Raw genomic sequence first — 26,132 nt, 5'->3', positions numbered from 1 at the left:
TGCTCATCCGCAACCGCTTTGAGCGCGGCAACAGATCGCCGGATCACACGGTCCAGAAATAGCGCACGATGTGGAAGAACACAGGGGCGGCGAAGACCAGGCTGTCGGTGCGGTCCATCATGCCGCCATGGCCTTCGATCAGATGGCCCCAGTCCTTGACGCCCTGGTCGCGCTTGATGGCCGAGGCGACCAGCCCGCCGAGGAATCCCATCGAGCAGGCGACGAAGGCTACGCCTGCCGCCTGCAGCGGCGAAAAGGGGGTGACGAACGACAACAATGCGCCGAGCAAGCTCGCCGACACCAGTCCGCCGATCAGGCCTTCCCAGGTTTTCGATGGTGAGACGTTCGGCGAAAAACGGTGTTTTCCAAACAGCTTGCCGAAGATGTACTGCAGCACGTCGCTGCCTTGCACGACGATGATCAGGTAGGCGATCAGCAGCAGGGTGCGGCCTTCGAATCCCGGCACCTCGAGTGTCAGCAGAGCAGGGACATGGCTGACGCAATAGACCGAGATCATCACCGCCCATTGCTGCGCGGCGATCCGCTCGAGGAAGCGTTCGGTGTCGCCATGCAGCGCCGTGATGGCCGGCATCAGCAGGAAGCAATAGACCGGAATGAAGATGACGAAGAGCCCGTACCAGGCGGTCCACACCAGCCAGTATTGAAACGGTATGATGATGCCGAACATGCCGAGCAGCACCCAATGGTCGCTGCGGCGCGTATGCGTCAGCGTCACGAATTCGCGCAGCGCGGCGAAGGAGATCAGAGCGAACAGGATGGTCATCCCGTAACGGCCGAAGAAGAAGGCGACCGTCATCAGCGCCACCATCACCCACCAGGCGTTGATGCGCTGGGTCAGATTGACCAGCGTCGAACTGAGCGGCTTCGGCGCCCGCGCCGAAAGGATGGTGGCGACGATGCTGGCGGTGGTCAAAACCGCCAGCAGGCCGATGATCAGGATGGAGATTTCGTGGCGCATCAATCGTCTCGCTCGGGACGCGGGTTGAGCGCCAGAAGCGTGGCGTGGGCGCGTTCGAGGAAGGCGCGGCGTTCTTCTCCCGGACCGATCGCCACCGGCGCGCCGAAGACGACGCGGCACAGCAGCGGCACCGGCAGGAACTGGCCCTTGGGCAGCACGCGCGACATGTTCTCGATCCAGCACGGGATCAGCTCGACCTCAGGCCGCGCCGTCGACAAATTGTAGAGCCCGGAGCGGAATGCCAGCAGCGGCTCTTCGGTCATGTTGCGTGTGCCTTCGGGAAACAGGATCAGCGAGTGCCCCTGGTCGAGAACCGACAGCATGATCTCGATCGGATTTTCCTCAGGTCTCGTCCACTGCCGGTTGATGAGCACCGACGACAGCATGTCCTGCGCGATGAAGCGGCGCAGCCGCGACTTCCCCCAATATTCGCCTGCGGCAACAGCATGGGTGATCGCGCGCTCCCTTTCGCTGAGGCAGGCCGACAAAAGGATGAAGTCGCCATGGCTGGTGTGGTTGGCGAAATAGATGCGCTGGCGGTCGGAGGGCAGGCTGCCGTTCCAGATCGGCCGCACGCCCGTCACCATCCGGGCCAGCGCCGACAGGCCGACCGAGGTTACCGTCTGCAGCAAGGTGAAGGTCTTGAGCGAAAGCCTGTTCATCGCGGCGCCCAAAACTCTGCCGCCAGAAGTGCTGCGGCAAACAGAGCCAGGGCGCCACGCTGCTTGAACAGCAGACGACGCGTGCCGGCCATGCGGTCATCGAGCGAGCGTGTCGCGGACGGAGCCGTTTTCAGGCGCATGCGCGCCAGCATGTCGTCCACTCCGGCACCGCCGGAAGCTTCGTCATCATGGCTGGCCATGATCCGGAACAGCAGCGCGTCAAACGCCAGCAGTGTCGACAGCATCAGCACCGCCACCGCGCTCGCGGCGGTGATCGACAAAGCAACGGCCGCGGGCAAGTTTTCGAAAGCGCCGCGCGTCGAGGCAGCCAGCGGCGCAAGGATGTTCGCGGCCACCACGATTGCGGCCGGCCACGCTGCCTGCCGCATCAGCATGCCAGCGAAGCGATGGGTGCGGTCCTGATAGGCATTGCCGGTCATGACGCCGCCGGATCCGTGGCTTCTGCAAGATGAACCGGCCGGCCGAGGGCCGCGAGCATCTCGCGGGCGAGCGTCGACGTTTTGGCCCTGCCGGTCGCCACCAGCCATTCGGCCACGACGCCGGCGCTGCGCTGGAAGCCGAGCGCGCAGCACACCAGCACGGTGCCGTCGCGGCGCGCACTCTCCAGCGCGCCGGCTGCCTGTTGCCGTATCGCCACTGGCGGCGGCAACAGGTCGACCATCGGAAAGCTGATCCAGCGGCAATCGGCTGCCGCCGGTCTTTCAAGTTCGGCGGCAAGGTCGATGACCGTGCCGAAGCCGTTGGCCTCGCGTGCCGTAGGAAAGCGCCCGAGAAAGACGCCATCGGCAATCGCCACCTGGGGAGCAAGTTTGCGCGTCCAGGCCCATATGTTTGCCCTGGCGCCGAGACGGTAAGGCAAGAGCAGGACACGGCTTGCAAGCGTGATGCTGCCATCGGCGGATTTCTGGAACACTTTTTCGCCTGCCCCTGCATAGGCGAGGGCGACGATGGCCAGCGCCAGCGCCGGCCAAAGCAGGAAGAGGGCGACAGCACAAACGAATGCCCCGAGCGCGGCGCCCGCCAGCGCAAGGACGGCGCCCAGCGCATAGAACAGCGCCAGCCGCCGCACTTTCGCATCGCTGGTCAGCCGGGCCCCTGAAAACGGCAACGCGCCGCTGCGCGGAAACAGCCACAGCGCAAAGAACCCGAGCAGCGCGCCGGTCGGGATATCGATGAAATGATGCTGCCAGGTCGTCAGCACCGAGGCACCGATCAGAAGGCACCAGCCATGCCAGACCGGCAGGAGAAAGCCACCGAGCCGACGGCGCCAATGATCCCAGATGATCACCAGAAGGGCGATGTGCAGCGAAGGCGCCTGGTTGAACGGCTTGTCGAAGCCGCCGAGCACGGCAAACAGGAAGCCGGGCAGGCCGGTCGTCGCCGGTCGCACGAATGTCGCGGTCAGCGGGAACAGGATGAAGCAGGCAACGGCGACGATTTGCGCGGTGAGATAACGCCCGGCCAGGCGGTCCACCCCTTGCCTGTCGTTGTTGAGCAGCAGCGACAGGCCGTAGAACAGGTTGATCGACCAATAGGGCACGATGGTCCAGGCGACGAACGGGATGCCGTGCTCCCACGAGAACACGATGCTGCCGACATCGTCGCGCCGCGAGGCCAGCCAGTTGGCGAAGCCGTAGCTGAGATAGAAGAACGGTGCCAGTAAGGCCAGCCAGAGCGCAGCCCTGACGACCACCCGGCTATAGGGTTCGGCACGCGCCACGGATGCAGGCGATAAGACCATGCTGTTCAGCGGCGCCGCGCGACCGAGACGGTGAAGATGCCCCATTGGTCGATGCGCTGGTCGAGCTTCTCGAACCCGGCGGATTCGACGAGCTGGTCCATCTCGCCCTGCGTGCGCCGCCGCATCACCCAGGCCTCGCCGCCGCGATGCGAAGTCAGGCTGCGGGCGATCATCTCGAGCTGCGGGTGCCAGGGCTGGTTGGTGTAGAGCAGCAGGCTGCCCGGCTGCATGGCGCGGGCCAATCCACCGAGCGAGCGCGCGATCATCGCATTGTCCGAGAACAGCTCGTAAAGGCCGGAAACGATGGCGAGGTCGGGCGCTGGATCGGCGCCGGCGAGCATGTCGGCATCGAAAGCGTCCGCACGCTGGAACGAGACATCAGCCGGCAATTGCCGCTCAGCGATCAGCTTGCGGCCAAGCTGGACGTTGAGGTCGGAATAATCCTGCAGGCGAACGCTCGCTGGCTGGTCGGGGCTCTTCGCGATGGCATCGAGAACATAGCGGCCATGGCCGGCGGCGATGTCGAGAATGTGCGCCGGCCGACCAGCGGCCTTGAGCGTCGCCAGGCAAGAGCCGATGAGCTCTTCGAGATGCAGCTTGCGCTGGCGGATGCCGCGCCAGCCGATGGCTTCAAGGAAGACCCGGTCGACGACGCGGCCAAGAGGTGTAAGACCCCGCGCGTCGTTCTCGTAGACGTAATCCAGCGTCGAGCCGGAATCGAAGCCGGTGGCGATGCCGGTCTTCATGCCCTGCGAGACCCAGGCGCCCATGCGGATGGAGGCACGGCTGAATGCCCAATAGAGACCCTTGGGCGACAACAGATCGAGCGGCGAGGCAAGCCTGTCGGCCTCGTCGCGGGTGTAGCCCGCAATATCCGCCTCCTTCAGGTCGACCGGCGCGTCCGGTGCCGCGAACTGCCTGGCCAGGAACGGCCGGATCAGCTCGAGGGCCTGCGCCCGGTCGCGTTCGCCCAGCGTGTCGTGAAAGAAGCCCGGCAGCACATGGCGTTCCTTGGCGCGGCTGCCGAGATTGACGAAGAACTCGTGCTGCGGGCCGTGGCGCACCACCCAGTCGCTGCCCGAAAGCAGAAGCTGGGTCGGCACGCTGATGGCGCGGGCGTCAGCGACGATGCGTGCGGCATGCTGGTAGAGTTCGACCAGGATGTTGGAAGCGATCGGCCGCGCGATCAGCGGATCGCTCTCGAAGGAGGCGATGCGCACGGGATCATGGGTCAGGAATTTCGCCTTGACGTAGGAATTGACGAAAAAGCGGCCCTTGATCTTCTGCCAGAGCGCGATGCCCTCCTTGGCGAAGGGTACGTAGAGTTTCACCGAGAAGGCCGGTGAAGCCAGCACCATGGCGCGCAGCTTGGGCGCATAGTCATGCACCCAGGCGGCGGCCAGCACGGCGCCGAAGGATTGCGCGATCAGCGCGATATCCCGAGTGGCAAAGCCATCCCTGGCTGCAATCTCGCGCATGAAGCAGTCGATGTCGCGCACCAGGGCCGAGAAGGAGGGCGCATAGCCGCGCTCGCCGGACGAGCGGCCATTGCCGCGGGCATCCCAGGCATAGAAGGCGTGGTCCGGCATCTGCAATTCATCGACGAGATGGGCCATGCGGCCGCCATGCTCGTGGCCGCGATGAAAGAGCACCACCGCGCCCTTGGCATCGGCGGAGGCCGCCGGCCAGAATCGGTAGAAGATCTCCGTCCCGTCATGGCTGCGGAAAACCCGCTCCTGTGCTTGCCGCGCAAGGCTTTCCGTGGCCGCGGCGGCGATCGGTTCGTGCATCATGGTCTTCCCCTCTGGCGGCATGGCGAGCCTCGATGCTCAGCTGGCGCTGCCAATAATGCCGGCGCGTATCCGGTTTATGGCGGTCAGCAGCGAAAGCGTTGCCATGGCCGGAAACACAAACGGCGTTATCGATGCCGGCCACAGCCCGGCGGCACACAGCGTGGCGACGACGCCGAGCGCCAGCGCCCTGTCGCTCTTGCCGAACGGCCCGGCATAATTACGCCCGACCTTGGCAGCGATGCCGAGCACGCCGGCGAACTCGGTCAGCACGGCCGATATCGCGAAGGCGACGACGCCCCATGCGCCAAATTCGGGAAAGACGGCAAAAGGGAGAATCAGCGCGAGGTCTGAAACGACGTCGCACAACTCGTTCAGATACATGCCAAGCGTCGAGGCTTGGCCATGCTCGCGCGCCAGCATGCCGTCCACGGCATTCAACGCCATGCGCACGAACATCACCAAGGGGATAAGCAACAGCAGCCAGCGCCATTCGTGCCAGATCGCAATGGCCGCGCCGGCGGCTATCGACATCGCGGCCGCCAGGATGGTTATGCTGTTTGCCGTGACCCCGATTGCCGCCAACCGATTGACCAGCGGCCGCAGTCGACCCTGGAAGGCCGGCTTGAGAGCGTAAAGCGTCGGCATTGCGTTGATCCCCCGATCCTGTTCAGCGGCTGTACATCAATATGCCAGACGCGACCAGTGTAGAGGCGGCGCGGCCATCTGCGTTTGCAAATCGATAACCATGATTGGTCCGGCAAAGCTGTCATGCACATTTGCCGGCTTCTCGTGCAACGCGGCGTCTTGAATAGTGAGCACGCTTATTATATATGCCGCTCATGGTTTCCGATGGCATCGACAGATTGGGCTTCTTGATCCACGACGTGCAGCGCTTGATGCGCAAGCGCTTCGAGGCGAGGGCCAGTGGCTTGGGGCTTTCTTCGGCGCAATGGCGGCTTCTGGTCCGCGTTGCCAAGGAAGACGGTGTCGCGCAGGCGCGGCTGGCCGAACTTCTCGAAATCGAGCCGATCAGCGTTTCGCGCCTGGTCGACCGCATGGAAGAGGGAGGCTGGATCGAGCGCCGGTCCGACGCCGCCGATCGTCGCGTCCGCATGATCTTCCTGACGCCCAAGGCAAGCGATGCCTACGCCGTGATCAAGAGCATTGCCGGAGAAGTCTATGAGGAATCGCTGGTCGGCGTGAAGCCGGAAGCCCGTCGCGTCCTCATCGAAGGGCTCGAGGCGATGGTTCGCAACCTGACCGACGACGAGACGCCGTCCATTGAAAAAGTGAAGAATACAGAAGGCGCAGCAGCATGAACGCGGTAGCCAAGATAGACGAGAAAGTGACCGAACTGGACATGGAAGCGCCGGCGCAGCCGGCCGCGGCCCCGCCGGCGGTTGCTCCCCCGGTGCAGCCGGCCCCAGTGCCCGTGAAGAAAAAGCGCCGGCTGGGCCGCTTCCTGCTGATGGTCGCGCTGCCTGCGGCATTGGCTGTCGGCGGCGGCTATGTCTGGGTCACCGGCGGCCGCTATCAGGAGACCGAGAACGCCAATCTGCAGCAGGCCAAGGTGTCGATCGCTTCCGACACGGCCGGCCGCATCGTTAAGGTCGACATCTTCGATAACCAGCTGGTCAAGCAGGGTGACGAGCTGTTTGCCATCGACCCCGAGCCCTACCGGATCGCGCTGGCGCAGGCCGACGCGGCGGTGGCGGGCGCGCGTCTCAATGTCGAGCAGCTGCGCGCGGCCTATGGCCAGTCGATGGCTCAGCAGAAGTCCGATGCCAGCCAGGTCGTCTTCGCCCAGTCGCAGTTCGACCGCGCCGCCGATCTTGCCCAGAAGGGCATCAACGCCAAATCGTCGCTGGACGAGGCCAAGAACGATCTCGACAAGGCCAAGCAGCAGCTGGCCGTTGCCGAGCAAGGCATCATCAGCGCCAAGGCAGCCCTTGGCGGCAATCCCGACATCGAGACCGACAAGCACCCGACCGTGATGGCCGCGCTCGCCGCGCGCGACAAGGCGGCCTACGACCTGGCGCAGACCACGGTCAAGGCGCCGGCGGACGGCATCGTCAGCCAGGCCTCGTCGTTCAAGGTCGGCCAGTATGTCGGTTCCGGCACGCCGCTGTTTTCGCTGGTCGAGACCGGCGACACCTGGATCGATGCCAATTTCAAGGAAACGCAGCTCACCCACATGAAGCCCGGCCAGAAGGCCGAGATCGTGGTCGACACCTATCCAGGGCGCACCTTCGAGGCGACGGTCAAGGCGATCGGCGCCGGCACGGGAGCCGAGTTCTCGCTGCTGCCAGCCCAGAATGCCACCGGCAACTGGGTCAAGGTCACGCAGCGCATCCCGGTTCGTCTCGAATTGACCGATGCGGACGCCAAGATGGCGTTGCGCACCGGCATGAGCGCCACCGTTACCGTCGACACCGGCGTGGCGCGTGGCCTGCCTTCGATCTTCGGTCACGCCACGGCTGGCGAGGCCGCGCAGTAACGTCAGAATGCCGCAGGACCAGCGGCGGAGGTGAATAGCAGGATTGGTCTGATGGGAGGAACTGGAGGATCAGCGTTTGGGCGCGCCGCGTAGCGGCCTGGCCGAAATCTGAAATCTCCGACGCGGACCCGTCGGTCCTCATGTTTCCGGGCGGCAGGCATCCGCTCATCAGAGACTTTCAGTCGATGTAACCCCCACATCGACAATCGCGTCCCACCGCGACGAGGGTCTCTCAACGGAAGGCGTTGCCGCCCGGAAACCCCTTGTACACGTTTTTGTTACCTGCTGGAAGTTTCATGCCATGAGCACGCCCGAACCCTTCAAAGAAGTGCCGCATCGCGGCCTGATCACGGTCGCGCTCATGCTGGCGACGATCATGCAGGCGCTCGACACGACGATCGCCAACGTCGCGCTGCCGACCATGACCGGCGATCTCGGCGCCTCACCCGACAACATCAACTGGGTGCTGACCTCCTACATCGTTGCCGCCGCCATCATGACGCCGGTCACCGGCTGGCTGGCCGATCGCTTCGGCCGCAAGGAACTGTTCCTGGGGGCGGTTGTCGGTTTCACCGTGTTTTCGATGCTGTGCGGTATCGCCTGGAGCCTGGAGAGCATAGTGTTCTTCCGGCTGATGCAAGGCGTGTTCGGCGCCGCCATCGTGCCACTGTCGCAAACCTTCCTGCTCGACATCAACCCCAGGGAGCGCCACGGCCAGGCAATGGCCATCTGGGGCGCCGGCATCATGCTGGGGCCAATCCTGGGTCCGACGCTCGGCGGCTGGCTGACCGAAAATTTCAACTGGCGCTGGGTGTTCTTCATCAACCTGCCGGTCGGCATCATCGCCTTCCTCGGTATGGCCGCCTACCTGCCGGCGGTTGCCCGGCGAGTGCGCAGCTTCGATTTCTTCGGCTTCGCCATGTTATCGCTCGGTGTCGGTGCGCTGCAGTTGCTGCTTGACCGCGGCGGCGAGGTCGACTGGTTTTCCTCGGTCGAGATCTGGATCGAGCTTGCTCTTTCGATCACCGGATTCTGGGTGTTCATCATCCACACGCTGACGGCGGAACGTCCTTTCATCGATCCCAAGATCTTCCTCGACCGCAATTTCGTGACCGGGCTGGCATTCATCTTCGTCATGGGCGTGCTGATCCTGGCCTCGATGTCGCTGCTGCCGCCGATGCTGTCGACCATCTTCGGCTATCCGACCGTCACCATCGGTGTCGTGTTGGGGCCGCGCGGTGTCGGCACCATGATTTCGATGCTTGTCGTCGGGCGGCTCATGAGCAGGATCGACGCCAGGATTCTTGTCGTCATCGGCTTTCTGCTCACGGCGCAATCGCTCTACACCATGTCCAGCTTCACGCCACAGATGGACAATTGGCTGATCCTCAGCTCCGGCGTCATCCAGGGCCTGGGGATGGGAATGGTGTTCGTGCCGCTGTCGACCGTCGCCTTCGCCACGCTTGACGTGCGCTTCCGCACCGATGCCACGGCTTTGTTCAGCCTGGTGCGCAATCTTGGCTCATCCATCGGCGTGTCGGTCGTGACGGTTCTGATGGTGCGCAACACGCAGGTCAACCACACCGAGCTTTCGGCCTTCATCAACCCATTCAATCCGAATCTGTGGGCGGTCTCTCCAGCCGCCGCGAGCGGCGATCCCATGGCGCTCTCACAGGTCGATCGCATGGTCAATCTCCAGGCGATGATGATCTCTTACGTCAATGACTTCAAAATGCTCATGGTGATGACGCTGCTTGCCATTCCGTTTGTTTTCCTGCTGCGCAAGCCGAAGCAGGCGCCTGCCGGCGGCGCGCCGGCAGCGCATATGGACTAGCTTTCCATCCTATTTCCCGAGCACCAGGCTCCAGTAACGGAGCTTGCTGTCGCCGCCGTCGCGCACATAGGCAAGGCCGAAGCGGGTGAAGCGCGGGTCGAGCATGTTGCGGCGATGGCCGGGCGAATGCACCCAGATGTCGAACAGCTTCTCAAGATCGAAACGGCCCTCGGCGATGTTCTCCGCCGCGGCACCGGAAATTCGATTGTCCCTGACGCGCGAGGCGAAATCCTTGCCCCAGCCGGTGGTGTGGCTCATGCGGCGGCGCTGCGCCATGTAGCCGGCCTGCTGCAGGGCGGCCTGTTCGAGCTGCCGGTCGGGGACCATCGGCGCCAGCCCGGCCGAGGCGCGGATACTGGCCAGCGTGCCGGTGGCGGAGGAGGAGACCCCGGCGCCTTCGCCGGTTGGCAGTGAAACAGTGCTGCAGGCGGCGAGTCCGGCTAGGGCGGCGAGGCCGGTCAACACCATGCGCCTGTTCAGATTCGGCATCGGGTAGGTTTCGATTTTCGCTATGGTCATGCCCCTGAGATAACGTCGATCATGGCTTTTGCCGGGCAGGGCGGCGAAAATTCTGGTCTAACCGACGGTTCTAGGCGGCGGTATCGAGATTTACGTCCGAAGCCGGCGAGCGGCCGGTCCGGTCGTCTTCGGTCCGTTCCCACCAGGCGCCGAGCGCATCGACCAGCGGGACAAGCCTGCGGCCCGGCGCGGTAAGGTCATAGTCGACCCGCAACGGATAACCCGGACGCGCCGTTCGCCGCACGATGCCGGCTTCCTCCAGCTTGCGCAGTTCCAGCGTCAGGATGCGATGCGACACCGTCGGGTTGTCGCGTCTCAGGTCGCTGAACCGCTTGGTGCCGTCCTTCAGATAATAGAGCAGCAGTGTGGGCCAGCGACCGCTGAGCACGCGCATGGTCTCTTCGATCGGGCAGCGTGAGACGACGTCTTTCATGGGCGGATCCTGGTTACAGAATTGTGCGTAATTTACATGGGACGATCAGCGTTTAGGGTCAAGTTTCGCTGCGCGGCGTGATCCCCTCAATCACGGAAGAAAACAAATGGAACCTATCCTGCTTTATGGCTTCCCGGCGGGAAGCTCGATGGGGCTCGTCGCTGCCTTCGAACGCATCGGGCAACCCTATCGCCTGTGCCGCGTCGACATGCTCACCGAGATGAAAAACGATGCCTATGCCAGCATCAACGACCGTCAGGAAACGCCGGTGCTGATCACCGACGAAGGCCGGGTGCTCACCGAGACAATGGCCATCGCCGCATGGCTCGAAGCCCGCGACACACAGCGTCGCATCAGCTTCGAACCGCGCACGCCGCAAGCCGACCGCATGCACCAGTTGATGGCCTTCGTGAACACCGGTTTCACCGCCGCCTTCAGCCCGCTCTGGGTGGCATTGGAAATGGCGGCGGATGAACCCGCGCTGAAGGCGACCTTGCGGGAGTTCGGCCGCAAGGCCGTTGCGGAACGTCATGATCGGCTCGAGGCGATGATCGCCGGTACGGATTTCCTGGTCGGCGACGGGCTGACTCTTGCCGATACCACGCTGATCGGCGTGGCACGCTGGGCGGAATTTCACCAGGCGATCGACGGCGCTGCCTATCCCAAGCTGGCCGGATTGCGCCTTCGCATCGAAGCCGATCCGGCCGTGCGTTATGCCCTGGCTGTCGAGGATGGCGAACAACCCGCCGGTTCTGGCGCCTGCCTTGGCCACGTCCCCCTGACTGAGGTGATCGATCGCTTCGCTGCACCGGCGCAATCGTAGCGATACCCCATTTTCAACCAGGATGTGCCTTTGTGAGAGGCACTGATCTGCCGGAGTGCGGTCGCCGCACTCCGGCATTGTTAAACGCGACCGCCATTTTTCTCAACGCGACCGCTTGGGCCGCCTGTCGTTTCTCATTTCACCAGAGTGATCATCCGATCGGCATACATTGTGCGATTTCCAAGCGCCGCCGCGCAGTCCGACTTGACGGACGAGTTTCCGGTCATCTGTATCGTATTGCCGACAAGCCTGAGACAGTTGCCCTGGGCGCTCATATCAGAGTTGCCGGCGTAGGAAATGGGCGCGTCCGGCGCGTAGATAAAACCGCTGATCACGGAATTTGCGCCGCCATTCAATGTCAGAGCAGACGTGTTGCCGTGATCCTGAAAAATGGTGATACCGGCATAAGGGCCGCTGGTGGGCGGGGAAAGGTTCACCTTCTCATTGGCATTTATGTAGATCTGAGCGCTTTCCATGAGGAATATGGTCACGCCCTGGCCAGTCAGGCTGCCGTTTCCCCCTGGCTTTATGGTGGTGCCGCGCATGATGTAGACGCCCGGATTAAGCGTGATGTTTCCCGACAATGTCTTGTCGCAATAAGTGCCTGGCGACAGCGTGTAGGTTTTGCCGTTCGGGACCGGCAAACACAATGTGTAAGGGGGAGGAACGACGTCGGCCAGCGGATCAAAGGATGCGTACCGATGTTCGTGCGGCGTTCCGCAGGCGAGACTGGCGCTGGGTGGCAACAGCCCGCTGGTGCCGCCGACAGTTGAGACACAGCCCGCTGAAACCAGGGCGGAGCCGCCCCTGTTCACGGAATCGGGGGCGTCCGAGTTCGCCGCGATCACACAATTGTCCATCGAGACGTTGGTCGAGCCCTGCAGGTTCACGGCGGCGGACGCATGCGGATCGAGCGCCAGCACGCAGGCCTGCGCGCCAGGTTTTATCTTGACCGAGGCCGAGCGGTAGGCCTGCCAGGGGGCCGAGGCGCTGATGAAGCTTGGGCGGCTTATGCTGGACGACAGCGAGATAAAGTAGGCGCTTGGGCTGCCGCTTGCCGTTGCCGCGAAAGCGGAGACGCTGCCCAGATATTCCTGCTGGTCGGCCACGCTCATATTGGCGGCGAAGAATTGCAGCCCAAGCTGCTGGACATCGCCGGCCGCCATATCGGGAGAGAACTTCGTGCCGATGGCGAGCCCCGCCGCGTCAAGCGAGTTCTGTAGTTGCGAGGCGTCATGGCTCGTGCCGATCAGATCAACGGCGCCGGCCAAACCAATCATTATCGGCAGCATCCCGATGGCGGTCGTTATGGCAAAGTTGCCACGCTCCGAAGACCAGAAGCCTTTCAATGCGAACATAGTTCCTCGCCGAACTTCGTAAAGCTCAGGTGATACGCCAAAGATCCCTACGAGCAATTTAAGTAAATGCTAAAATGCGTAAATGCTAAAATGCAGCACAATGATTGGTCAAAATGAAGGACCGCCAAGGTACGCCATATGAGAGGCCATACGGAGAGTGTTGCTCCCCAGGCAATTGACGCGGCGACAATCGCCGCCAACTCTGCTATCGTGCCTCTCGTTCTTGAAGTGGCAGCTCTGGCGGCCATCCTGGCGGTGACCGCCCCGACACACGGGAGGAAGGTTATGGCCGGCTTTCATGTCATGGCGGACGCACGTGGAATGCATGTGCAGCCAACGGTGCGCCGCATCACCACGTCGGACCTTTGGGATGCGCTGCGCCTCGGCGTCGAGGATTTCTGGGCAAAACCTTCGCACTATGTGTTCCTGTGCTTGATCTATCCCATCGTCGGCCTGATCCTGACGCAGTGGACGTCCGGGGCCAACGCCATCCAGCTCATCTATCCCCTGATGTCGGGTTTCGCGCTGGTCGGGCCCTTTGCGGCGCTCGGCCTTTACGAGATCAGCCGCCGGCGCGAACTCGGCATGAACACCTCCTGGCGGCACGCGTTTGATGTGCGGCGCTCGTCCGCGGTTCCGTCGATCGCCGTCATCGGGATCATGCTGGTGGCGCTGTTCCTGTTATGGCTCTACACCGCGCAATCGATCTACACCGGCCTGTTCGGCGACCAGCCGCCGGCCTCGATCGGTGGCTTCATCCGCGACGTGCTGACCACCAGCAAGGGCTGGACGCTGATCCTTGCCGGCAATGCCGCGGGCTTTGTCTTTGCCGTAATCGTGCTGGCCACCACCGTGGTTGCCTTCCCGCTGCTGCTCGACCGTGACGTCGGCGCCGTTTCGGCGATCGAGACCTCGGCACGGGCGGTAATGGCCAACCCGCTGCAGATGGCGCTGTGGGGCTTGCTGGTCGCCGTGCTTCTGGTGATCGGTTCCATCCCGCTGTTTGCCGGGCTAGCCGTCGTCATGCCGGTGCTCGGCCATGCCACCTGGCATCTCTACCGCAAGGTGGTCGAGCCCGAGCGGGCGCAGCAGACAAGGCGGCCGATGTAGGGTGCGCTGTCGCTAACTTCTTGCAATCACTCAACGACGATAGGCCGTTCAGCGATTGAGCTGGGAAACATCACCGCCCCAAAACGCGGCGCGCGGTCTTGACCGGGCGCTTTCCAGGAAGGCGACAATGATTGGATGCGGGTGCTGCTTTGTCGACGTCAGCTGCGGCACGAAGAGCGTGGCAAGGTAGAATGGGTGGGATGGCAGCAGGAGGACGCGAGCCTCGCCATTCGAATCCCTGCCGACAATGTGAAAGCCGCCGGCGTCCAGTTCTTTCTGGTAGGCTGGATTGATGCCGAAGTTGCAATAGTAGCGCTCTTTCGTGTTCGTTTGTCCATAAATCCGCGCTGCCCGGCTCCCTCGCGTCAGAAATACGTCCATGGTTTGCCCAACGAGTGAACAGGTCAGCTGTGTGACGAACAGGGTGGAAGCATAGGGATCGTATTCCGCATGCTCGGCGTCCTGGAAACCCAGCACGTTGCGGGCATATTCGACGACCATATGCTGGCAACCGCCGCAGGTCCCCAAAGCAGGAATTTCGTTTTCCCTGGCATGCCGGATGGCATTCAGAGCGCCATTCATGCTCCTGTACGGGCTGCCTGGAGCGATCCAGATCGCATCAAAAGGTGCCAGCTTGTCGCTGACCCCGGTGATCACTTCTTCGGTCGAAATCCACTGGTGTTCGTACTGGATACCGAGCGTGGACCCGGCATGATCCAGCGCTTCGTCCATCTTGGCGTGTGGTTCGAAAGATGGCGTGTATTCACCGATCAGCGCCAATGCGAGTCGTTGTGTCATGAGAGCTCCTATGAATTGAAGTGAGCTTCCAGATGCGTTATCGGAGATGCATAAGTAAAATGCATTCGGATGATATCTATCATGACTATCACTAATATCACTCTCGCTCAGCTGCGGGTCCTGACCATGATTGTCGAAGACGCGAGCTTTTCGACGGCCGCTACGCGGATCGGCATGACGCAGTCGGGCGCAAGCCAGGCGATGAGAAGCCTTGAAGGCGTTCTTGGAGTGAAGCTTCTGGTTCGCGGCAAGAACGGGGTGTTTCCGACGGAAATTGGACAAGCAGTGCTTCAGGATGCGCGAGAGGCCGTTCTGGCCATCGAGCGAATCCAGCAAAGGAGCGCCGCAGCTTCAGGCGCTCAGACCGGGCGGTTGCGCATTGGAAGCGTGGCAAGCGCGGTAGAGCGTTTGCTGCCGCAAATACTTGCCCGCTTCCAGCGGCTTTTCCCCGGCGTCGAACTGGTTTTGCTGGAAGGAACCGATCATGAGGTTCTGGAATGGGTTGAAACAGCAGTCGTTGACGTCGGCCTGACCTCCGAACAATCAGCCGAAACTGTCGGGGATGTAGTCCTGGAGGATGATTTCGTCTTTCTTGCTGCTTGCGACCACCCGCTAGCAGCGACGGCGCGCGTCAAATTGTGCGACCTGGCCGACGAGAATTTCATCATGTCGGGCTCTGGTTGCGAGCCGGTCATCCGTCAGCTCTTCGCATCCGTGAACATCTCGCCTAAGGTTGTCCTTACGGTTCGCGATACGGCTGCCCTGGTGGAAATGGTGTCGCAGGGGATCGGTGTGACACTGATGCCTGAGCTTTCCACTCCGGAAGGAGACGCTCGCGTGTGTCGAATTCCCATTGTTCCTTGTGTTCAGAGGCGGCTGCTCGTTGTCAGTCTTGCAAGGGCCAATCGTTCGCCAGCCGCGGAGAAATTCGTGCAGCTGCTGGCGCCCTGACGTTTCTAGCTCAGCTCGCGATGATCGTCCAAGGCGAATTCAGCGCTGCGCCTCTGTCGCCATCTTCAGCGCAAGTGCCGCCAGCACGGTGCCCATCATCCAGCGCTGGATGACCAGCCACAAAGGCCGTCCGGCGAGAAAGGTGGCGATCGAGCCGGCCGTCACCGCGATGACGGCATTGACGCTGAGACTGATCGAGATCTGCGTCGCGCCGAGCACCAGAAGCTGCGACAGGACGTGGCCTTTGCCGGGGCTGATGAACTGCGGCAACAGCGACAGATAGAGCACGGCCACCTTCGGATTGAGCAGATTGGTCATCAGGCCCATGGCAAACAGTTTGCGCGGCCGGTCCCTCGGCAGGTCGCGCACCTGGAACGGCGAGCGTCCGCCCGGCTTCACCGCCTGCCAGGCCAGCCACAGCAGATAAAGCACACCGGCAAAGCGCAGCGCGTCATAGGCGTAGGGCACGGCGAGCAGCAGCGCGGTGATGCCGAATGCCGCCGCCAGCACATAGAAGACAAAGCCGAGTGCCACGCCGCCAAGCGAGATGAGCCCCGCCTTCGGCCCCTGCGACAGGGAACGCGAGATCAGATAGATCATGTTGGGGCCAGGCGTCAGCACCATGCCGAGGCAGACCAGCGCGAAGGCGAGATGATTGGCTGTTTCGGGCATCTGTTCTTCCCCAGCGCGCCGCGAATGGACGCGCGATCCGGCAGGCGGCCAACATGTGCCTGTCCCGGCAGGCGCGCGCAAGTGCATGGCGGCGCCAGCCGTTGTTCCAGCTAGCCGCCGGTGCCTACGGATCAGCCGACGATGCGCAGGTTCGACAGTTCGTTGCCGATTTCCTTGAAATCGTTCGACAAGCTGGCGCCGGTGGCGTTCCAGAACAGTTTTGCCGGCTTGCTCGCGTCCGTCGGATCCTTGCGGAAGCGCGAGTTCGACGAGCAGGATTTCAGCGCCTCGATCGCCTGCTGGTCGGCGATTTTAGTCGTCGACAGATCGAGCGCTACCGTCATCACCATGATGTTGGCCGCCTTGGCGTTGTTGCAAAGCGTCGCCATCTGCTCGTTGAGCGCGTTGGTGTAATTGCCGTTCGAATAATCGAATTGGCCAATGGTGCTCGATGTGCCCATGAACAGGCGGCCCACCGACGTGCCGTTGTAGCCGGGTTTGAGATAGCCGAAGGACGCGTAGGTCGACTTCGAATCGGCGGGGTCGGAATAGCCGAGCGAGGAAGGCGTGTAGTAGGTGTTGGCGCCGTCGGTCAGCACGATCACGACCTTGTCGTTGCCCCTCTCGGTTTCCGGGCGTCCTTGCGTGAAGGGCTCGCCGCTCGAAACCACGCGCCATCCCCAGGCCATGCCTTCGGGAACATTGGTGCCGCCATCGGGCTTCATCAGGTCGATCGCGGCCTTGATCGCCGTGAGCCCAGTGGCAACGCTGACATCGGTCAGCGGCGTGATCGGGTTGGTGGAGCAGCTGTAGTTCGGCCCGTTGCCGGCGGCCAGCGCCGGCGCATTGATCGGCCGCGGCTGGAAATATTTGGCCATGTTGCGCAACCGGGATTGGCCGGTGCTGCTTGTCGGGTCGTCATTCCACCAGCTGTTGATAGCGCCATAGGCCGTCGGCGCGGCCTCATCCGGATCCTGAGTGATCTTCCAATGGTTGCCGGGTTCGTCAGGGGCGAACATCGGCACGAACATCGTCGCCGGATCGCCAATCCCTATGCCGGTGTTCGCAGAGCCGCCGGAAGGCGCCGCGTCGTTGACATTGTAGGGATAGGGCCTGGCCTCGACGCAACCCTGCCAACTGGCGAACGGGCCATAGGAATCGATGTAGTCGTATTCGTCGTGGTCGCGTTTGCAGGTGTTGTTCGAGTTGTATTCGTCGCAAACCACGCGCTTGCTGTTGGTGACACGCTCATGGTTGGTGACGACCTTCATGTCTCGGTAGAGCGAAAACCGGGTCAGCATCTGGCCTTCGCCGGTACCCCATCCGGTGCCGCGCTTGTACCAGATACCGTTGGTCTGCTGGGCGTATTTGTCGACCGCGTTCAGCGTCGACCAGTCGAAATTCTCGTTCGATACCGGCGACAGTCCTTCGGTGTCCATCCAGGACGCGTTACCGTTGCCGGGTCCGACATTGACCGAGGCGGCAAACGGCACGAGGCCGAACTGCACCGGCCTGTCGACCTGCTTGATCATCGCCGCCTGCTGGGCCAGCGTGTCGACCAGCTGTTTGGCCGCGGTCTTGAGAAGGTCGATCCGCGTTTGCCCCGAGCCCGTTCCGGTCTTGGTCATCGACCCGGAATTGTCGAGCACCAGGGCGACTTCAAGAGTGTTCTTCAGCCGCACTTCCGAGGAGACGTTGAAGCTGATCTTCTGGTTGGCGTCGGTTTCGGATTTGCCGACGATCTGGCCGAAGACCGGATAGAAATAGGGCTTGTAGTCAAGCCGCGCGCTCATCTTGAGCAAGCCCCCGCCGGCGGTGTTGCTTGGCAAGGTGACGCTGAGCGTCGTGTTGGCGGGGTTGATCTTGTTGAGGTTGGCATTGAAGAAATCGAGCGCATAGGCTCTCAACTGGTCGTCGGTAGCACCTTCCGTCAGCCGGCGCGCCGTGGCGAAGTTTGCGGCATCGAGCGCATTCGAAACCGCCTGTTTTTCGCGGCTCATCTCGGTGAAGTCGACGGCCATCGCCAGGGCGCCCATGAGCGGAACCATCGCGACGACGGTCATAAGAGCATAGTTGCCGCGTTGGTCGCGGCAGAACTGACGCCAAAGTCCATGCATGTCTTGCAGCGGCCCCCGCCGGCGGATTCTCGATCGATGCCAGCTTTCCACAAAACGCTGAAGGCCGTGTTTGGGAAATCGCTCGATTGCCGGGGCAGCGCTTCACCAACCGCTAACCAATCGTGCCTGGCGAAAGCTGATGACAGGCCGGGGCGGTTCGGCTAATCCGAACCGGCTGCGGCGAACCGTCGGTCGCGGCGATCGCAACGATCATGACTGAAGGAAACGGCATGGCGGATTCGCCTGAAATCATCAGCTCGCTCGAAGACGTGTCGAAGGCCTATTCGGCAATCCTGTGCGACGTCTGGGGCGTGGTGCACAATGGTGAAACGCATTTCCCGGTGGCGGCCTCGGCATTGGCAAGGGCTCGAGAGGCGAAAATCCCCGTCGTCCTGATCACCAATTCGCCGCGCAGAAGTGCCGATGTCGTGGCGCAGATGAACGCGATCGGTGTTCCACCGTCAGCCTACGACCGGGTGGTTACCTCAGGCGACGTGACGCGGGATCTGATCGCCGAAGGGCCGCGCAAGATTTTCCATATCGGCGCCGACCGGGACGTCACCCTCTATGAAGGTCTCGATGTCGAGCTTGTCGAGGAGTTCGAGGCGTCCGGCGTCGTCTGCACCGGCCTGTTCGACGACGAGGTCGAGAAGCCCGAGGATTACACCGAGCTCCTGCGGCGGCTGCGCGCCCGGAACCTGCCTTTCATCTGCGCAAATCCCGACATCGTGGTCGAGCGCGGCGAACGCATGATCTGGTGTGCCGGCGCGCTGGCGCGTGACTATGCCCAGCTTGGCGGCCGCACATTGATCGCTGGAAAACCATACGCGCCGATCTACAATCTCGCGATGAAGGAGGTCGCCGAGATTCTTGGCCAGCCGGTCGAGCGCGGCCAGGTGCTGGCCATCGGCGACGGCATGATGACCGATGTGAAGGGCGCCGCCGACAATGGCTTCGATGTTCTTTATGTCTCCGGCGGAATCCATGCCCGCGACTATGGCGATACCCTGTACCCGGACCCGGCAAGACTGGCGGCGTTCCTGGAAAAGCATGGCTATGGTCCGGTGGCCGTCATTCCCAGACTTCGGTAGGTGACGATGGCAGCCTTCCAACGCATCCTGGCAACTGCGCCGCTTCCCGCCGACCTGCGCGGCGGCGTGGTGGCGATCGGCAATTTCGATGGCGTCCATCGCGGCCATCAGGCGGTGCTCGAGCGGGCCTCTGCCGAGGCCGGACGGCGTGGAGTGCCGGCCCTGGTGCTGACATTCGAACCGCATCCGCGCAAGATCTTCAGGCCTGATATCCCGTTGTTCGTGCTGACGCCGCCGCCGATGAAGGCGCGGCTCCTGTCGCTGCTGGGCTTCGCCGCGCTCGTCGAGCAGCCGTTCACGCGCGACTTCGCCTCGCTGTCGGCGGAAGCGTTCGTGACGGATGTGCTGGAAAGAAATCTTGGCATTACCCACGCCGTGACCGGGTTCGATTTCCATTTCGGCAAGGATCGTCAAGGCGGCCCGGCCTACCTGATGGCGGCCGGCCAGCGTCACGGCTTCGGCGTCACGCTCGTCGACGCCTTCCGGGACGAGGGCGCCGAGGTGGTGTCGTCCAGCCGCATCCGCGGATTGCTGGGCGAGGGCGAGGTGGCTGAAGCCGCCGGTCTGCTCGGCTACCGCTTCACCGTCGAAAGCGAGGTGGTCGGGGGACAGCAGCTTGGCCGCACCCTTGGCTTTCCAACCGCGAATATGAGGCTGTCGGCTGAAGCCGCACTCAAAGAAGGAATCTATGCCGTCCGCTTCCGCCGCGCCGACGGCACGCTTCACGACGGCGTCGCCAGCTTCGGCCGTCGGCCCACGGTCGACGACAATGGCGCGCCGCTGCTTGAAACCTTCGTCTTCGACTTCTCCGAAGACCTCTATGGCGAGGTCTGTCAGGTTTCCTTCTTCAGTTTCCTGCGCCCGGAGGTGAAGTTCGAAGGGCTCGACGCGCTGGTCGCGCAGATGAAGCGCGATGAAGCCGAGGCACGCGCGCTGCTTGCCGGCGTCAAGCCGCTCTCCGATCTCGACGCGGCCATGGCTTTTTGAGTATAGTCGTGATCCCGGCTACTTTTTCAGCGCGAGACCGACGGCGATGAAGGTCCAGCCCTGGAAGATCAGGTCGATCGCAAGGAACAGACCGAGCACCCACAGGCTGTTGACCGGCCAGCCCATGGCGATGATCAGACCTGCAAGGGCGCTGATGACACCGGCGGCGACGATCCAGCCCCAGCCGCGTTCCGGCCGATGGCTGTAGCCGACCCAGGCCCTGAGCACCCCTGACGCGACCAGCGCGATCGCCAGCAGGAACGTCAGCACCGCCGAGGCAAGCAACGGATTGCCGAAAGCGAAGAAGCCGGCAACGGCGTACAGCAGTCCGCTGAGCAGCCAGTAGAAGAAGCGACTCCAGCTCTTGACGCCGAACGCGTGCACGATCTCGATGATACCCGCCATCAGCATCAGCCATCCCACGACGTAGACGGAAGCCACCGTGGCGACGAACAGATTGGCGAAGGCAATGCCGCCGAAGATGAGCAGCAGCACACCGAGCGCGACAAACCATCCCCATTTTGTCCGTGTCTGTTCGATCCCGATTTTCAAGGCGTCGCCATGCAGGGTCATTGTCGCGATCTCCATCGAGGGCTGCGGAATACTGCGGATGGAAGGTAATCCGGGCGCCGGCCAACGTCCAGTCGATGACCGGCAACGGGATCGCGGCAAAGCGCGAGCATATGTCTCGGGTTTAAATCAAATTTTACCAAACGGCCGTCAAAGCTGTCATCGGCAATCATATGCGTTGTGTTAGTGGAGTGGCCATGAGTTCGGTCGGAAGAATCTCTCTGGTGTTGGCCGCTGCGGTGCTGGGTGGGACGGGCGCTGCCAATGCGGGCGAGGGCAGCTGGCTGTCCGGCGACTGGTATCTGACCGTAGGCGCCACCGGCATGGTCGCGCCGAATTTCGAGGGCGGCAAGAAGTACCTGCTCAGCGCCTCGCCGATCATTTCGCTGGGCAAGGCCGGACCTGCCGCCCGCTTTGTCTCGCGCAACGACAACATCTCGCTGGCGCTGGTCGATGATGGCGGTGTCCGCGCCGGCCTGACCGGCAAGTTCCTGTTTTCCCGCGACGATGACAACGCCGATGAGCTAAAGGGCCTCGATCCGGTGCGCTGGGGCGGGGAAGTCGGCGGCTTCTTCGAATTCTATCCGACGGACTGGCTGCGCGCCCGCGCCGAGCTGCGCCATGGCATTCGCGCCCACAACGGCTTTGTCGCCGACATTGCCGCCGACGCCTTCTACGATGTGACGCCAACCGTCAGGATTTCGGGAGGACCGCGTGTTTCCTTCGCCTCAGGCAACTATTTCGACGCCTATTATGGCGTCAACGCGCAGGAAGCGGTGGCTTCGGGCTTGAGCGAATATCATCCCGGTGGCGGGCTGAAATCGACCGGCCTTGGCGGCGCCATAACCTGGAAGGTGACCGAGCCGATGACCGCCAGCCTGTTTGGCGAATATTCGCGCCTGATGGGACCGGCGGCCGATTCCAGCCTGGTCAAGGAGCGTGGCGACCGCAACCAGTTTATGATTGGCGTGTCGACCACCTACCGCTTCGATTTCACGATGTAGGTGAATCGAACGAGAGACGCTTTATTCCTGCGTCTATCTCCGCTAAAAGCCCACCAATGACGAGCTTTTCGCGCCTTCGCGTGCTGACGATACGAATTACCGGCCCGGTGTTCCGGGCGGCCTGAGGGTCGCCGGAACCGCCGGGAATTCTGCGCGCGGCCTCTCGCGCTTTTTCCAGATCATCAGGCATGTCGCCCAAAAGTGGCCCCGGTTTTGGGAAAACGACATGCGCAAAAGTATAGTTCAACGCCCGAGCTCTTTTGCCGCCGGGCAATGCACATGGCAGACCAATGACCGATACAACTGAAACGATCGACTATTCCAAGACGCTTTACCTGCCGCGGACGGATTTCCCGATGCGTGCCGGCTTGCCGGAGAAGGAGCCGCTGCTGGTCAAGCGCTGGCAGGACATGGACCTCTACCGCAAGCTGCGCGAGAGCGCTGCCGGCCGCACGAAATACGTGCTGCATGACGGCCCGCCCTACGCCAACGGCAACATCCATATCGGCCATGCGCTGAACAAGATCCTCAAGGACGTCATCACCCGCTCGTTCCAGATGCGCGGTTACGACTCGAACTATGTGCCCGGCTGGGACTGTCACGGCCTGCCGATCGAATGGAAGATCGAGGAGCAGTACCGCGCCAAGGGCAAGAACAAGGACGAGGTGCCGGTCAACGAATTCCGCAAGGAATGCCGTGAGTTCGCCGCAGGTTGGATCACGGTGCAGGGGGCCGAGTTCCAGCGCCTCGGCGTCATCGGCGACTTCGAGAATCCCTATACGACGATGGCTTTCCATGCCGAGTCGCGGATCGCCGGCGAGCTTTTGAAATTCGCCATGTCGGGCCAGCTCTACCGCGGCTCCAAGCCGGTGATGTGGAGCGTGGTCGAGCGTACGGCGCTGGCCGAGGCCGAGATCGAGTACCACGACTATGAGAGCGACACGATCTGGGTGAAGTTTCCGATCCAGTCTGCTGATGGGGATACGATTTTACACGTCGAGGACGAAGGTGGTGAGCGAACTGGCAGGAAAATTGTCGTAAAGCCGCCGCACAGTTTGTCCCATGCTTCAGTTGTCATCTGGACGACAACGCCTTGGACGATCCCGGGTAACCGGGCGGTAGCCTATTCGCCACGCATTGCCTACGGACTTTACGAGATCGTGGCAGCCGAAAATGACTTTGGCCCTCAGCCCGGTGAGAAGCTGGTCTTTGCCGACGCGCTTGCCGATGAAAGCGCAGCCAAAGCCAAGGTGAATTTTAAGCGACTTCGCACCGTGACAAGCGAGGAACTTGCCAACGTAACGTTAGATCATCCGTTTTTTGCGTTAAACGGAGGGTATCATTTCGATGTGCCCATGCTCGTCGGCGACCATGTCACCGACGATGCCGGCACCGGCTTCGTCCACACCGCGCCCGGTCACGGCCGCGAGGACTTTGACGCCTGGATGGACGCGGCGGTGGATCTGCGCGCACGCGGCATCGATCCCGCCATCCCGTTCACCGTCGACGATGGCGGCTTCTTCACCAAGGACGCGCCGGGGTTCGGCCCCGACCGCGAGGGTGGACCGGCACGCGTCATCGATGACAATGGCAAGAAGGGCAACGCCAACCAGGCCGTCATCGACGAGTTGATCAAACGCAACGCGCTGTTCGCGCGTGGCCGGCTGAAGCACAGCTACCCTCACTCCTGGCGGTCCAAGAAACCGATCATCTTCCGCAACACGCCGCAATGGTTCGTCTACATGGACAAGGACCTCGGCGATGGCTCGACGTTGCGCAGCCGGGCGCTCAAGGCCATCGACGACACCCGCTTCGTGCCCGCCGCAGGCCAGAACCGCATCCGCGCCATGATCGAGGAGCGCCCGGACTGGGTGCTGTCGCGCCAGCGCGCCTGGGGCGTGCCGATCGCCGTGTTCGCCGATGCCGACGGCAATGTGCTGAAGGACGATGCGGTCAACCAGCGCATCATGGACGCCTTCGAGCAGGAAGGCGCCGACGCCTGGTTCGCGGCTGATGCCAAGGAGCGTTTCCTTGGCAATCACGACGCTTCGAAGTGGAAGCAGGTGATGGACATCCTCGACGTCTGGTTCGATTCGGGCTCGACGCATGCCTTCACGCTGGAGGATCGTCCTGACCTGAAATGGCCAGCCGACGTCTATCTCGAAGGCTCCGACCAGCATCGCGGCTGGTTCCATTCGTCGCTGCTGGAGAGCTGCGGCACCAGGGGCAGGGCGCCTTACGACACCGTCGTCACCCATGGCTTCACCATGGACGAGGATGGCCGCAAGATGTCGAAGTCGCTCGGCAACACCGTCGTGCCGCAGGACGTCATCAAGCAGTCGGGCGCCGACATACTGCGTCTGTGGGTGGTGACGACCGACTACTGGGAGGACCAGCGGCTCGGCAAGAACGTGCTGCAGACCAACATCGACGCCTACCGCAAGCTGCGCAACACCATCCGCTGGATGCTGGGTACGCTTGCCCATGACGATGGCGAAGAGGTGCCGATGGAGAAAATGCCGGAGCTGGAGCGGCTGATGCTGCACCGGCTGGCCGAGCTCGATGAGGTCGTGCGTTCGGGCTACGACGCCTTTGAATTCAAGCGCATCACCCGCATGCTGCTCGATTTCATGGTGGTCGAGCTGTCGGCGTTCTATTTCGACATCCGCAAGGATGCGCTCTACTGCGACGCGCCGTCGAGCCTGAAGCGCAAGGCTTCGGTGCAGGTGGTGCGCCATCTCTTCGATTGCCTGGTGAAATGGCTGGCGCCGATGCTGCCTTTCACCACGGAGGAGGCCTGGCTTGACCGTCATCCCGACGCCGTCTCGGTGCATCTCGACCAGTTCCCGCAAATCCCGGCGGACTGGAAGAACGAGGCGCTGGCGGAAAAGTGGCGCCAGGTGCGGCAAGTGCGGCGCGTCGTCACCGGCGCGCTGGAGATCGCGCGCGCCCAGAAGGTGATCGGATCGTCGCTGGAAGCGGTGCCGGTCGTCACAATCAACGACGCAGCGCTCGAAGCGGCGATTTCAGATGTCGACATGGCCGAGATGGCGATCACCAGCGATCTGGTCATCGCTCATGGCGAGGCACCGGCTGGTGCCTTCGCGATCGACGACGTCAAGGGTGTCGCCGTGGTGGTCGAGAAGGCCGAGGATCGTGGCCTGTTAAAATGTGCACGCTCCTGGCGCTACACCGCCGATGTCGGCCAGGATCCGGAATTCCCGGATGTTTCGGCCAGGGATGCGGCGGTGCTGCATGAATTGAAGGCGCTTGGCCGACTTTAACGGTTAGTCGGCTGGATCGGTGCACAAATGCCACGCCGGGCGGGCGAAAACCGCCCGCGCGTTGCCCTTAACGAGTGGTTGAGGTAAACACGCGAAACTCCGGAAGACAAATTGTCGCCGGATTTCCGTCGCAAGTGCTTGGACGATGGGGACCGGCCACAAGGCCGGCGGCAATCGAGAGGCTGTCTAGAGTGGGACTTTTTGGCATGACCGAGAGATATAATGCGCGCTTGGCGCTGCTGGCGCCGCTTCTCGCGTCGGGCCTCGCTTTGTCCGGCTGCATGGGCTCTCCGACCTACGGCACCGACAAGACCGCCGGCGAACAGCTGGCCGGCGATATTTCAGGTGCCTTTTCATTCGCGCCGAAGCGCAAGGAACAGATCGACTACAAGCCGCGTCCGACGCTCGTGAAGCCGGCGCCAGGCCAGAAGGAAGCGCTGCCGGCCCCGCAGGACAGCATCGAGACGGCGAGCGCCGAGTGGCCCGAATCGCCCGAGCAGCGCCGCGCCCGCTTGCGCGCCGACGCCACCGCCCATCAGAACGACCCGGCCTATCAGTCTGAGATCGTGGACGACGTGCAGACGGACCCGGCCTCGGTGAAGAGGGCGATGGCGGAGTCAGGGTCGAGCCACCCGCCGGCATGGACACCGGCCGATTCCGACAAGGGCCGTGCCGCCGAGATCCAGCGCCGCCTTGCCGACAGCAAGCAGGGCGATCCGAACACCCGCAAATATCTGAGCGAGCCTCCAGTGCAGTATCGTGTCGCGGCCGGCACCGCGCCGCAGAATGAGCTTGGCGAGGACGAATACAAGAAGGAACGCCGCCTCAAGAAAGAGGCGGAAGGCAAGAAGGGCAGCGGCTGGTTCGACTGGATGCCGTCCCTGTAAA

At 62.7% G+C, this 26,132-nt stretch carries 24 protein-coding genes; 11 read left to right on the top strand and 13 right to left on the bottom strand.

The window, feature by feature from the left end:
• Positions 1–43: 43 nt before the first annotated feature.
• The 6 genes from EOA19_RS22155 to EOA19_RS22130 are packed head-to-tail and all read right to left on the bottom strand — an operon-like array spanning position 44 to position 5,841.
• Positions 44–979, bottom strand: coding sequence for a phosphatidate cytidylyltransferase (locus tag EOA19_RS22155; protein WP_128304800.1), 936 nt, complete (start codon positions 977–979; stop codon positions 44–46).
• Positions 979–1,641: a lysophospholipid acyltransferase family protein gene (locus tag EOA19_RS22150; protein WP_128304799.1), complete on the bottom strand. Its 663-nt coding sequence runs from the start codon at positions 1,639–1,641 to the stop codon at positions 979–981. The genes EOA19_RS22155 and EOA19_RS22150 overlap by 1 nt, the downstream gene beginning before the upstream one ends.
• On the bottom strand, positions 1,638–2,081 hold the full coding sequence (locus EOA19_RS22145) for a hypothetical protein (RefSeq protein WP_128304798.1): 444 nt from the start codon (positions 2,079–2,081) through the stop codon (positions 1,638–1,640). The genes EOA19_RS22150 and EOA19_RS22145 overlap by 4 nt, the downstream gene beginning before the upstream one ends.
• Positions 2,078–3,403, bottom strand: a complete 1,326-nt coding sequence (locus EOA19_RS22140) for a phosphatase PAP2/dual specificity phosphatase family protein (RefSeq protein WP_128304797.1) — start codon at positions 3,401–3,403, stop codon at positions 2,078–2,080. The genes EOA19_RS22145 and EOA19_RS22140 overlap by 4 nt, the downstream gene beginning before the upstream one ends.
• A 5-nt stretch (positions 3,404–3,408) precedes the next feature.
• Positions 3,409–5,196 carry a bifunctional alpha/beta hydrolase/class I SAM-dependent methyltransferase gene (locus EOA19_RS22135; RefSeq protein ID WP_206638088.1) on the bottom strand — a complete coding sequence of 596 codons (1,788 nt, stop codon included), beginning with the start codon at positions 5,194–5,196 and terminating at the stop codon, positions 3,409–3,411.
• Between the two features lie 36 nt (positions 5,197–5,232).
• Positions 5,233–5,841 carry a CDP-alcohol phosphatidyltransferase family protein gene (locus EOA19_RS22130; RefSeq protein WP_127381491.1) on the bottom strand — a complete coding sequence of 203 codons (609 nt, stop codon included), beginning with the start codon at positions 5,839–5,841 and terminating at the stop codon, positions 5,233–5,235.
• Between the two features lie 194 nt (positions 5,842–6,035).
• Between EOA19_RS22130 and EOA19_RS22125 the strand changes: the two genes are divergently transcribed.
• The 3 genes from EOA19_RS22125 (at position 6,036) to EOA19_RS22115 (ending at position 9,527) form a co-directional block, all read left to right on the top strand.
• Positions 6,036–6,515: a MarR family transcriptional regulator gene (locus EOA19_RS22125; protein ID WP_027038640.1), complete on the top strand. Its 480-nt coding sequence runs from the start codon at positions 6,036–6,038 to the stop codon at positions 6,513–6,515.
• Positions 6,512–7,693, top strand: a complete 1,182-nt coding sequence (locus EOA19_RS22120; protein WP_128304795.1) for an HlyD family secretion protein — start codon at positions 6,512–6,514, stop codon at positions 7,691–7,693. Before EOA19_RS22125 ends, EOA19_RS22120 begins: the two co-directional genes overlap by 4 nt.
• Before the next feature lie 301 nt (positions 7,694–7,994).
• The gene (locus EOA19_RS22115) at positions 7,995–9,527 is read left to right on the top strand and encodes a DHA2 family efflux MFS transporter permease subunit (protein WP_023813528.1); all 1,533 of its coding nucleotides are present in this window, start codon (positions 7,995–7,997) and stop codon (positions 9,525–9,527) included.
• Between the two features lie 9 nt (positions 9,528–9,536).
• Here the strand turns inward: EOA19_RS22115 and EOA19_RS22110 are convergent, their stop codons facing one another.
• The gene (locus EOA19_RS22110; protein ID WP_023813529.1) at positions 9,537–10,046 is read right to left on the bottom strand and encodes a CAP domain-containing protein; all 510 of its coding nucleotides are present in this window, start codon (positions 10,044–10,046) and stop codon (positions 9,537–9,539) included.
• Positions 10,047–10,116: 70 nt separating this feature from the next.
• Positions 10,117–10,479 carry a helix-turn-helix domain-containing protein gene (locus EOA19_RS22105; RefSeq protein ID WP_023813530.1) on the bottom strand — a complete coding sequence of 121 codons (363 nt, stop codon included), beginning with the start codon at positions 10,477–10,479 and terminating at the stop codon, positions 10,117–10,119.
• A gap of 106 nt (positions 10,480–10,585) precedes the next feature.
• On the opposite strand from EOA19_RS22105, the gene EOA19_RS22100 reads away from it, so the two are divergent.
• Positions 10,586–11,302 (top strand): glutathione S-transferase family protein, encoded by a 717-nt coding sequence (locus EOA19_RS22100; protein WP_128304794.1) that lies wholly within the window; start codon positions 10,586–10,588, stop codon positions 11,300–11,302.
• A gap of 134 nt (positions 11,303–11,436) precedes the next feature.
• On the opposite strand, the gene EOA19_RS22095 is transcribed toward EOA19_RS22100, so the two are convergent.
• On the bottom strand, positions 11,437–12,660 hold the full coding sequence (locus EOA19_RS22095; RefSeq protein WP_128304793.1) for a TadE/TadG family type IV pilus assembly protein: 1,224 nt from the start codon (positions 12,658–12,660) through the stop codon (positions 11,437–11,439).
• 285 nt (positions 12,661–12,945) lie between these two features.
• On the opposite strand from EOA19_RS22095, the gene EOA19_RS22090 reads away from it, so the two are divergent.
• Positions 12,946–13,770 carry a DUF2189 domain-containing protein gene (locus tag EOA19_RS22090; RefSeq protein WP_023813533.1) on the top strand — a complete coding sequence of 275 codons (825 nt, stop codon included), beginning with the start codon at positions 12,946–12,948 and terminating at the stop codon, positions 13,768–13,770.
• A 48-nt stretch (positions 13,771–13,818) separates the two neighbouring features.
• Here EOA19_RS22090 and EOA19_RS22085 read toward each other — a convergent pair whose 3' ends face one another.
• Entirely contained in the window at positions 13,819–14,568 is a 750-nt protein-coding gene (locus EOA19_RS22085) for a CTP synthase (RefSeq protein WP_128304792.1), read from the bottom strand.
• A gap of 81 nt (positions 14,569–14,649) precedes the next feature.
• Here EOA19_RS22085 and EOA19_RS22080 point away from each other — a divergent pair, with 81 nt between their 5' ends.
• Positions 14,650–15,519, top strand: a complete 870-nt coding sequence (locus tag EOA19_RS22080) for a LysR family transcriptional regulator (protein ID WP_164892996.1) — start codon at positions 14,650–14,652, stop codon at positions 15,517–15,519.
• A 39-nt stretch (positions 15,520–15,558) separates the two neighbouring features.
• On the opposite strand, the gene EOA19_RS22075 is transcribed toward EOA19_RS22080, so the two are convergent.
• Positions 15,559–16,191, bottom strand: coding sequence for a LysE family translocator (locus EOA19_RS22075; RefSeq protein WP_128304791.1), 633 nt, complete (start codon positions 16,189–16,191; stop codon positions 15,559–15,561).
• Between the two features lie 131 nt (positions 16,192–16,322).
• Positions 16,323–18,308, bottom strand: coding sequence for a TadE/TadG family type IV pilus assembly protein (locus EOA19_RS22070; protein ID WP_206638086.1), 1,986 nt, complete (start codon positions 18,306–18,308; stop codon positions 16,323–16,325).
• 230 nt (positions 18,309–18,538) lie between these two features.
• On the opposite strand from EOA19_RS22070, the gene EOA19_RS22065 reads away from it, so the two are divergent.
• Both EOA19_RS22065 and EOA19_RS22060 read left to right on the top strand, forming a co-directional pair.
• Positions 18,539–19,399 carry a TIGR01459 family HAD-type hydrolase gene (locus tag EOA19_RS22065; protein ID WP_164892994.1) on the top strand — a complete coding sequence of 287 codons (861 nt, stop codon included), beginning with the start codon at positions 18,539–18,541 and terminating at the stop codon, positions 19,397–19,399.
• 6 nt (positions 19,400–19,405) lie between these two features.
• Positions 19,406–20,386: a bifunctional riboflavin kinase/FAD synthetase gene (locus tag EOA19_RS22060; protein ID WP_128304789.1), complete on the top strand. Its 981-nt coding sequence runs from the start codon at positions 19,406–19,408 to the stop codon at positions 20,384–20,386.
• A gap of 18 nt (positions 20,387–20,404) precedes the next feature.
• Here EOA19_RS22060 and EOA19_RS22055 read toward each other — a convergent pair whose 3' ends face one another.
• A complete protein-coding gene (locus EOA19_RS22055; RefSeq protein ID WP_128304788.1) occupies positions 20,405–20,959 on the bottom strand; it encodes an HdeD family acid-resistance protein in 555 nt (184 codons plus the stop codon).
• Positions 20,960–21,153: 194 nt separating this feature from the next.
• Here EOA19_RS22055 and EOA19_RS22050 point away from each other — a divergent pair, with 194 nt between their 5' ends.
• The 3 genes from EOA19_RS22050 (at position 21,154) to EOA19_RS22040 (ending at position 26,131) form a co-directional block, all read left to right on the top strand.
• Positions 21,154–21,960, top strand: coding sequence for a MipA/OmpV family protein (locus EOA19_RS22050; protein ID WP_127408602.1), 807 nt, complete (start codon positions 21,154–21,156; stop codon positions 21,958–21,960).
• A gap of 290 nt (positions 21,961–22,250) precedes the next feature.
• Positions 22,251–25,244, top strand: a complete 2,994-nt coding sequence (gene ileS / locus EOA19_RS22045) for an isoleucine--tRNA ligase (RefSeq protein ID WP_128304787.1) — start codon at positions 22,251–22,253, stop codon at positions 25,242–25,244.
• Between the two features lie 206 nt (positions 25,245–25,450).
• Positions 25,451–26,131, top strand: a complete 681-nt coding sequence (locus tag EOA19_RS22040; protein ID WP_128304786.1) for a hypothetical protein — start codon at positions 25,451–25,453, stop codon at positions 26,129–26,131.
• Position 26,132 lies beyond the last annotated feature (1 nt).

Source organism: Mesorhizobium sp. M7A.F.Ca.US.010.02.1.1 (assembly GCF_004023085.1).
Taxonomy (GTDB): Bacteria; Pseudomonadota; Alphaproteobacteria; order Rhizobiales; family Rhizobiaceae; genus Mesorhizobium.
The sequence above is the reverse complement of the archived record's forward strand: the minus strand, read 5'-3'. Positions and strand labels throughout refer to the sequence as shown.

Coding starts and splice junctions, on each gene's coding strand:
- EOA19_RS22065 (WP_164892994.1), top strand. CDS start 18,539: ATGGCGGATTCGCCTGAAATCATCAGCTCGCTCGAAGACGTGTCGAAG.
- EOA19_RS22095 (WP_128304793.1), bottom strand. CDS start 12,660: ATGTTCGCATTGAAAGGCTTCTGGTCTTCGGAGCGTGGCAACTTTGCC.
- EOA19_RS22085 (WP_128304792.1), bottom strand. CDS start 14,568: ATGACACAACGACTCGCATTGGCGCTGATCGGTGAATACACGCCATCT.
- EOA19_RS22040 (WP_128304786.1), top strand. CDS start 25,451: ATGACCGAGAGATATAATGCGCGCTTGGCGCTGCTGGCGCCGCTTCTC.
- EOA19_RS22140 (WP_128304797.1), bottom strand. CDS start 3,403: ATGGTCTTATCGCCTGCATCCGTGGCGCGTGCCGAACCCTATAGCCGG.
- EOA19_RS22090 (WP_023813533.1), top strand. CDS start 12,946: ATGGCCGGCTTTCATGTCATGGCGGACGCACGTGGAATGCATGTGCAG.
- EOA19_RS22060 (WP_128304789.1), top strand. CDS start 19,406: ATGGCAGCCTTCCAACGCATCCTGGCAACTGCGCCGCTTCCCGCCGAC.
- EOA19_RS22145 (WP_128304798.1), bottom strand. CDS start 2,081: ATGACCGGCAATGCCTATCAGGACCGCACCCATCGCTTCGCTGGCATG.
- EOA19_RS22135 (WP_206638088.1), bottom strand. CDS start 5,196: ATGATGCACGAACCGATCGCCGCCGCGGCCACGGAAAGCCTTGCGCGG.
- EOA19_RS22150 (WP_128304799.1), bottom strand. CDS start 1,641: ATGAACAGGCTTTCGCTCAAGACCTTCACCTTGCTGCAGACGGTAACC.
- EOA19_RS22130 (WP_127381491.1), bottom strand. CDS start 5,841: ATGCCGACGCTTTACGCTCTCAAGCCGGCCTTCCAGGGTCGACTGCGG.
- EOA19_RS22050 (WP_127408602.1), top strand. CDS start 21,154: ATGAGTTCGGTCGGAAGAATCTCTCTGGTGTTGGCCGCTGCGGTGCTG.
- EOA19_RS22120 (WP_128304795.1), top strand. CDS start 6,512: ATGAACGCGGTAGCCAAGATAGACGAGAAAGTGACCGAACTGGACATG.
- EOA19_RS22110 (WP_023813529.1), bottom strand. CDS start 10,046: ATGACCATAGCGAAAATCGAAACCTACCCGATGCCGAATCTGAACAGG.
- ileS (WP_128304787.1), top strand. CDS start 22,251: ATGACCGATACAACTGAAACGATCGACTATTCCAAGACGCTTTACCTG.
- EOA19_RS22075 (WP_128304791.1), bottom strand. CDS start 16,191: ATGCCCGAAACAGCCAATCATCTCGCCTTCGCGCTGGTCTGCCTCGGC.
- EOA19_RS22115 (WP_023813528.1), top strand. CDS start 7,995: ATGAGCACGCCCGAACCCTTCAAAGAAGTGCCGCATCGCGGCCTGATC.
- EOA19_RS22070 (WP_206638086.1), bottom strand. CDS start 18,308: ATGCATGGACTTTGGCGTCAGTTCTGCCGCGACCAACGCGGCAACTAT.
- EOA19_RS22080 (WP_164892996.1), top strand. CDS start 14,650: ATGACTATCACTAATATCACTCTCGCTCAGCTGCGGGTCCTGACCATG.
- EOA19_RS22155 (WP_128304800.1), bottom strand. CDS start 979: ATGCGCCACGAAATCTCCATCCTGATCATCGGCCTGCTGGCGGTTTTG.
- EOA19_RS22105 (WP_023813530.1), bottom strand. CDS start 10,479: ATGAAAGACGTCGTCTCACGCTGCCCGATCGAAGAGACCATGCGCGTG.
- EOA19_RS22125 (WP_027038640.1), top strand. CDS start 6,036: ATGGTTTCCGATGGCATCGACAGATTGGGCTTCTTGATCCACGACGTG.
- EOA19_RS22100 (WP_128304794.1), top strand. CDS start 10,586: ATGGAACCTATCCTGCTTTATGGCTTCCCGGCGGGAAGCTCGATGGGG.
- EOA19_RS22055 (WP_128304788.1), bottom strand. CDS start 20,959: ATGACCCTGCATGGCGACGCCTTGAAAATCGGGATCGAACAGACACGG.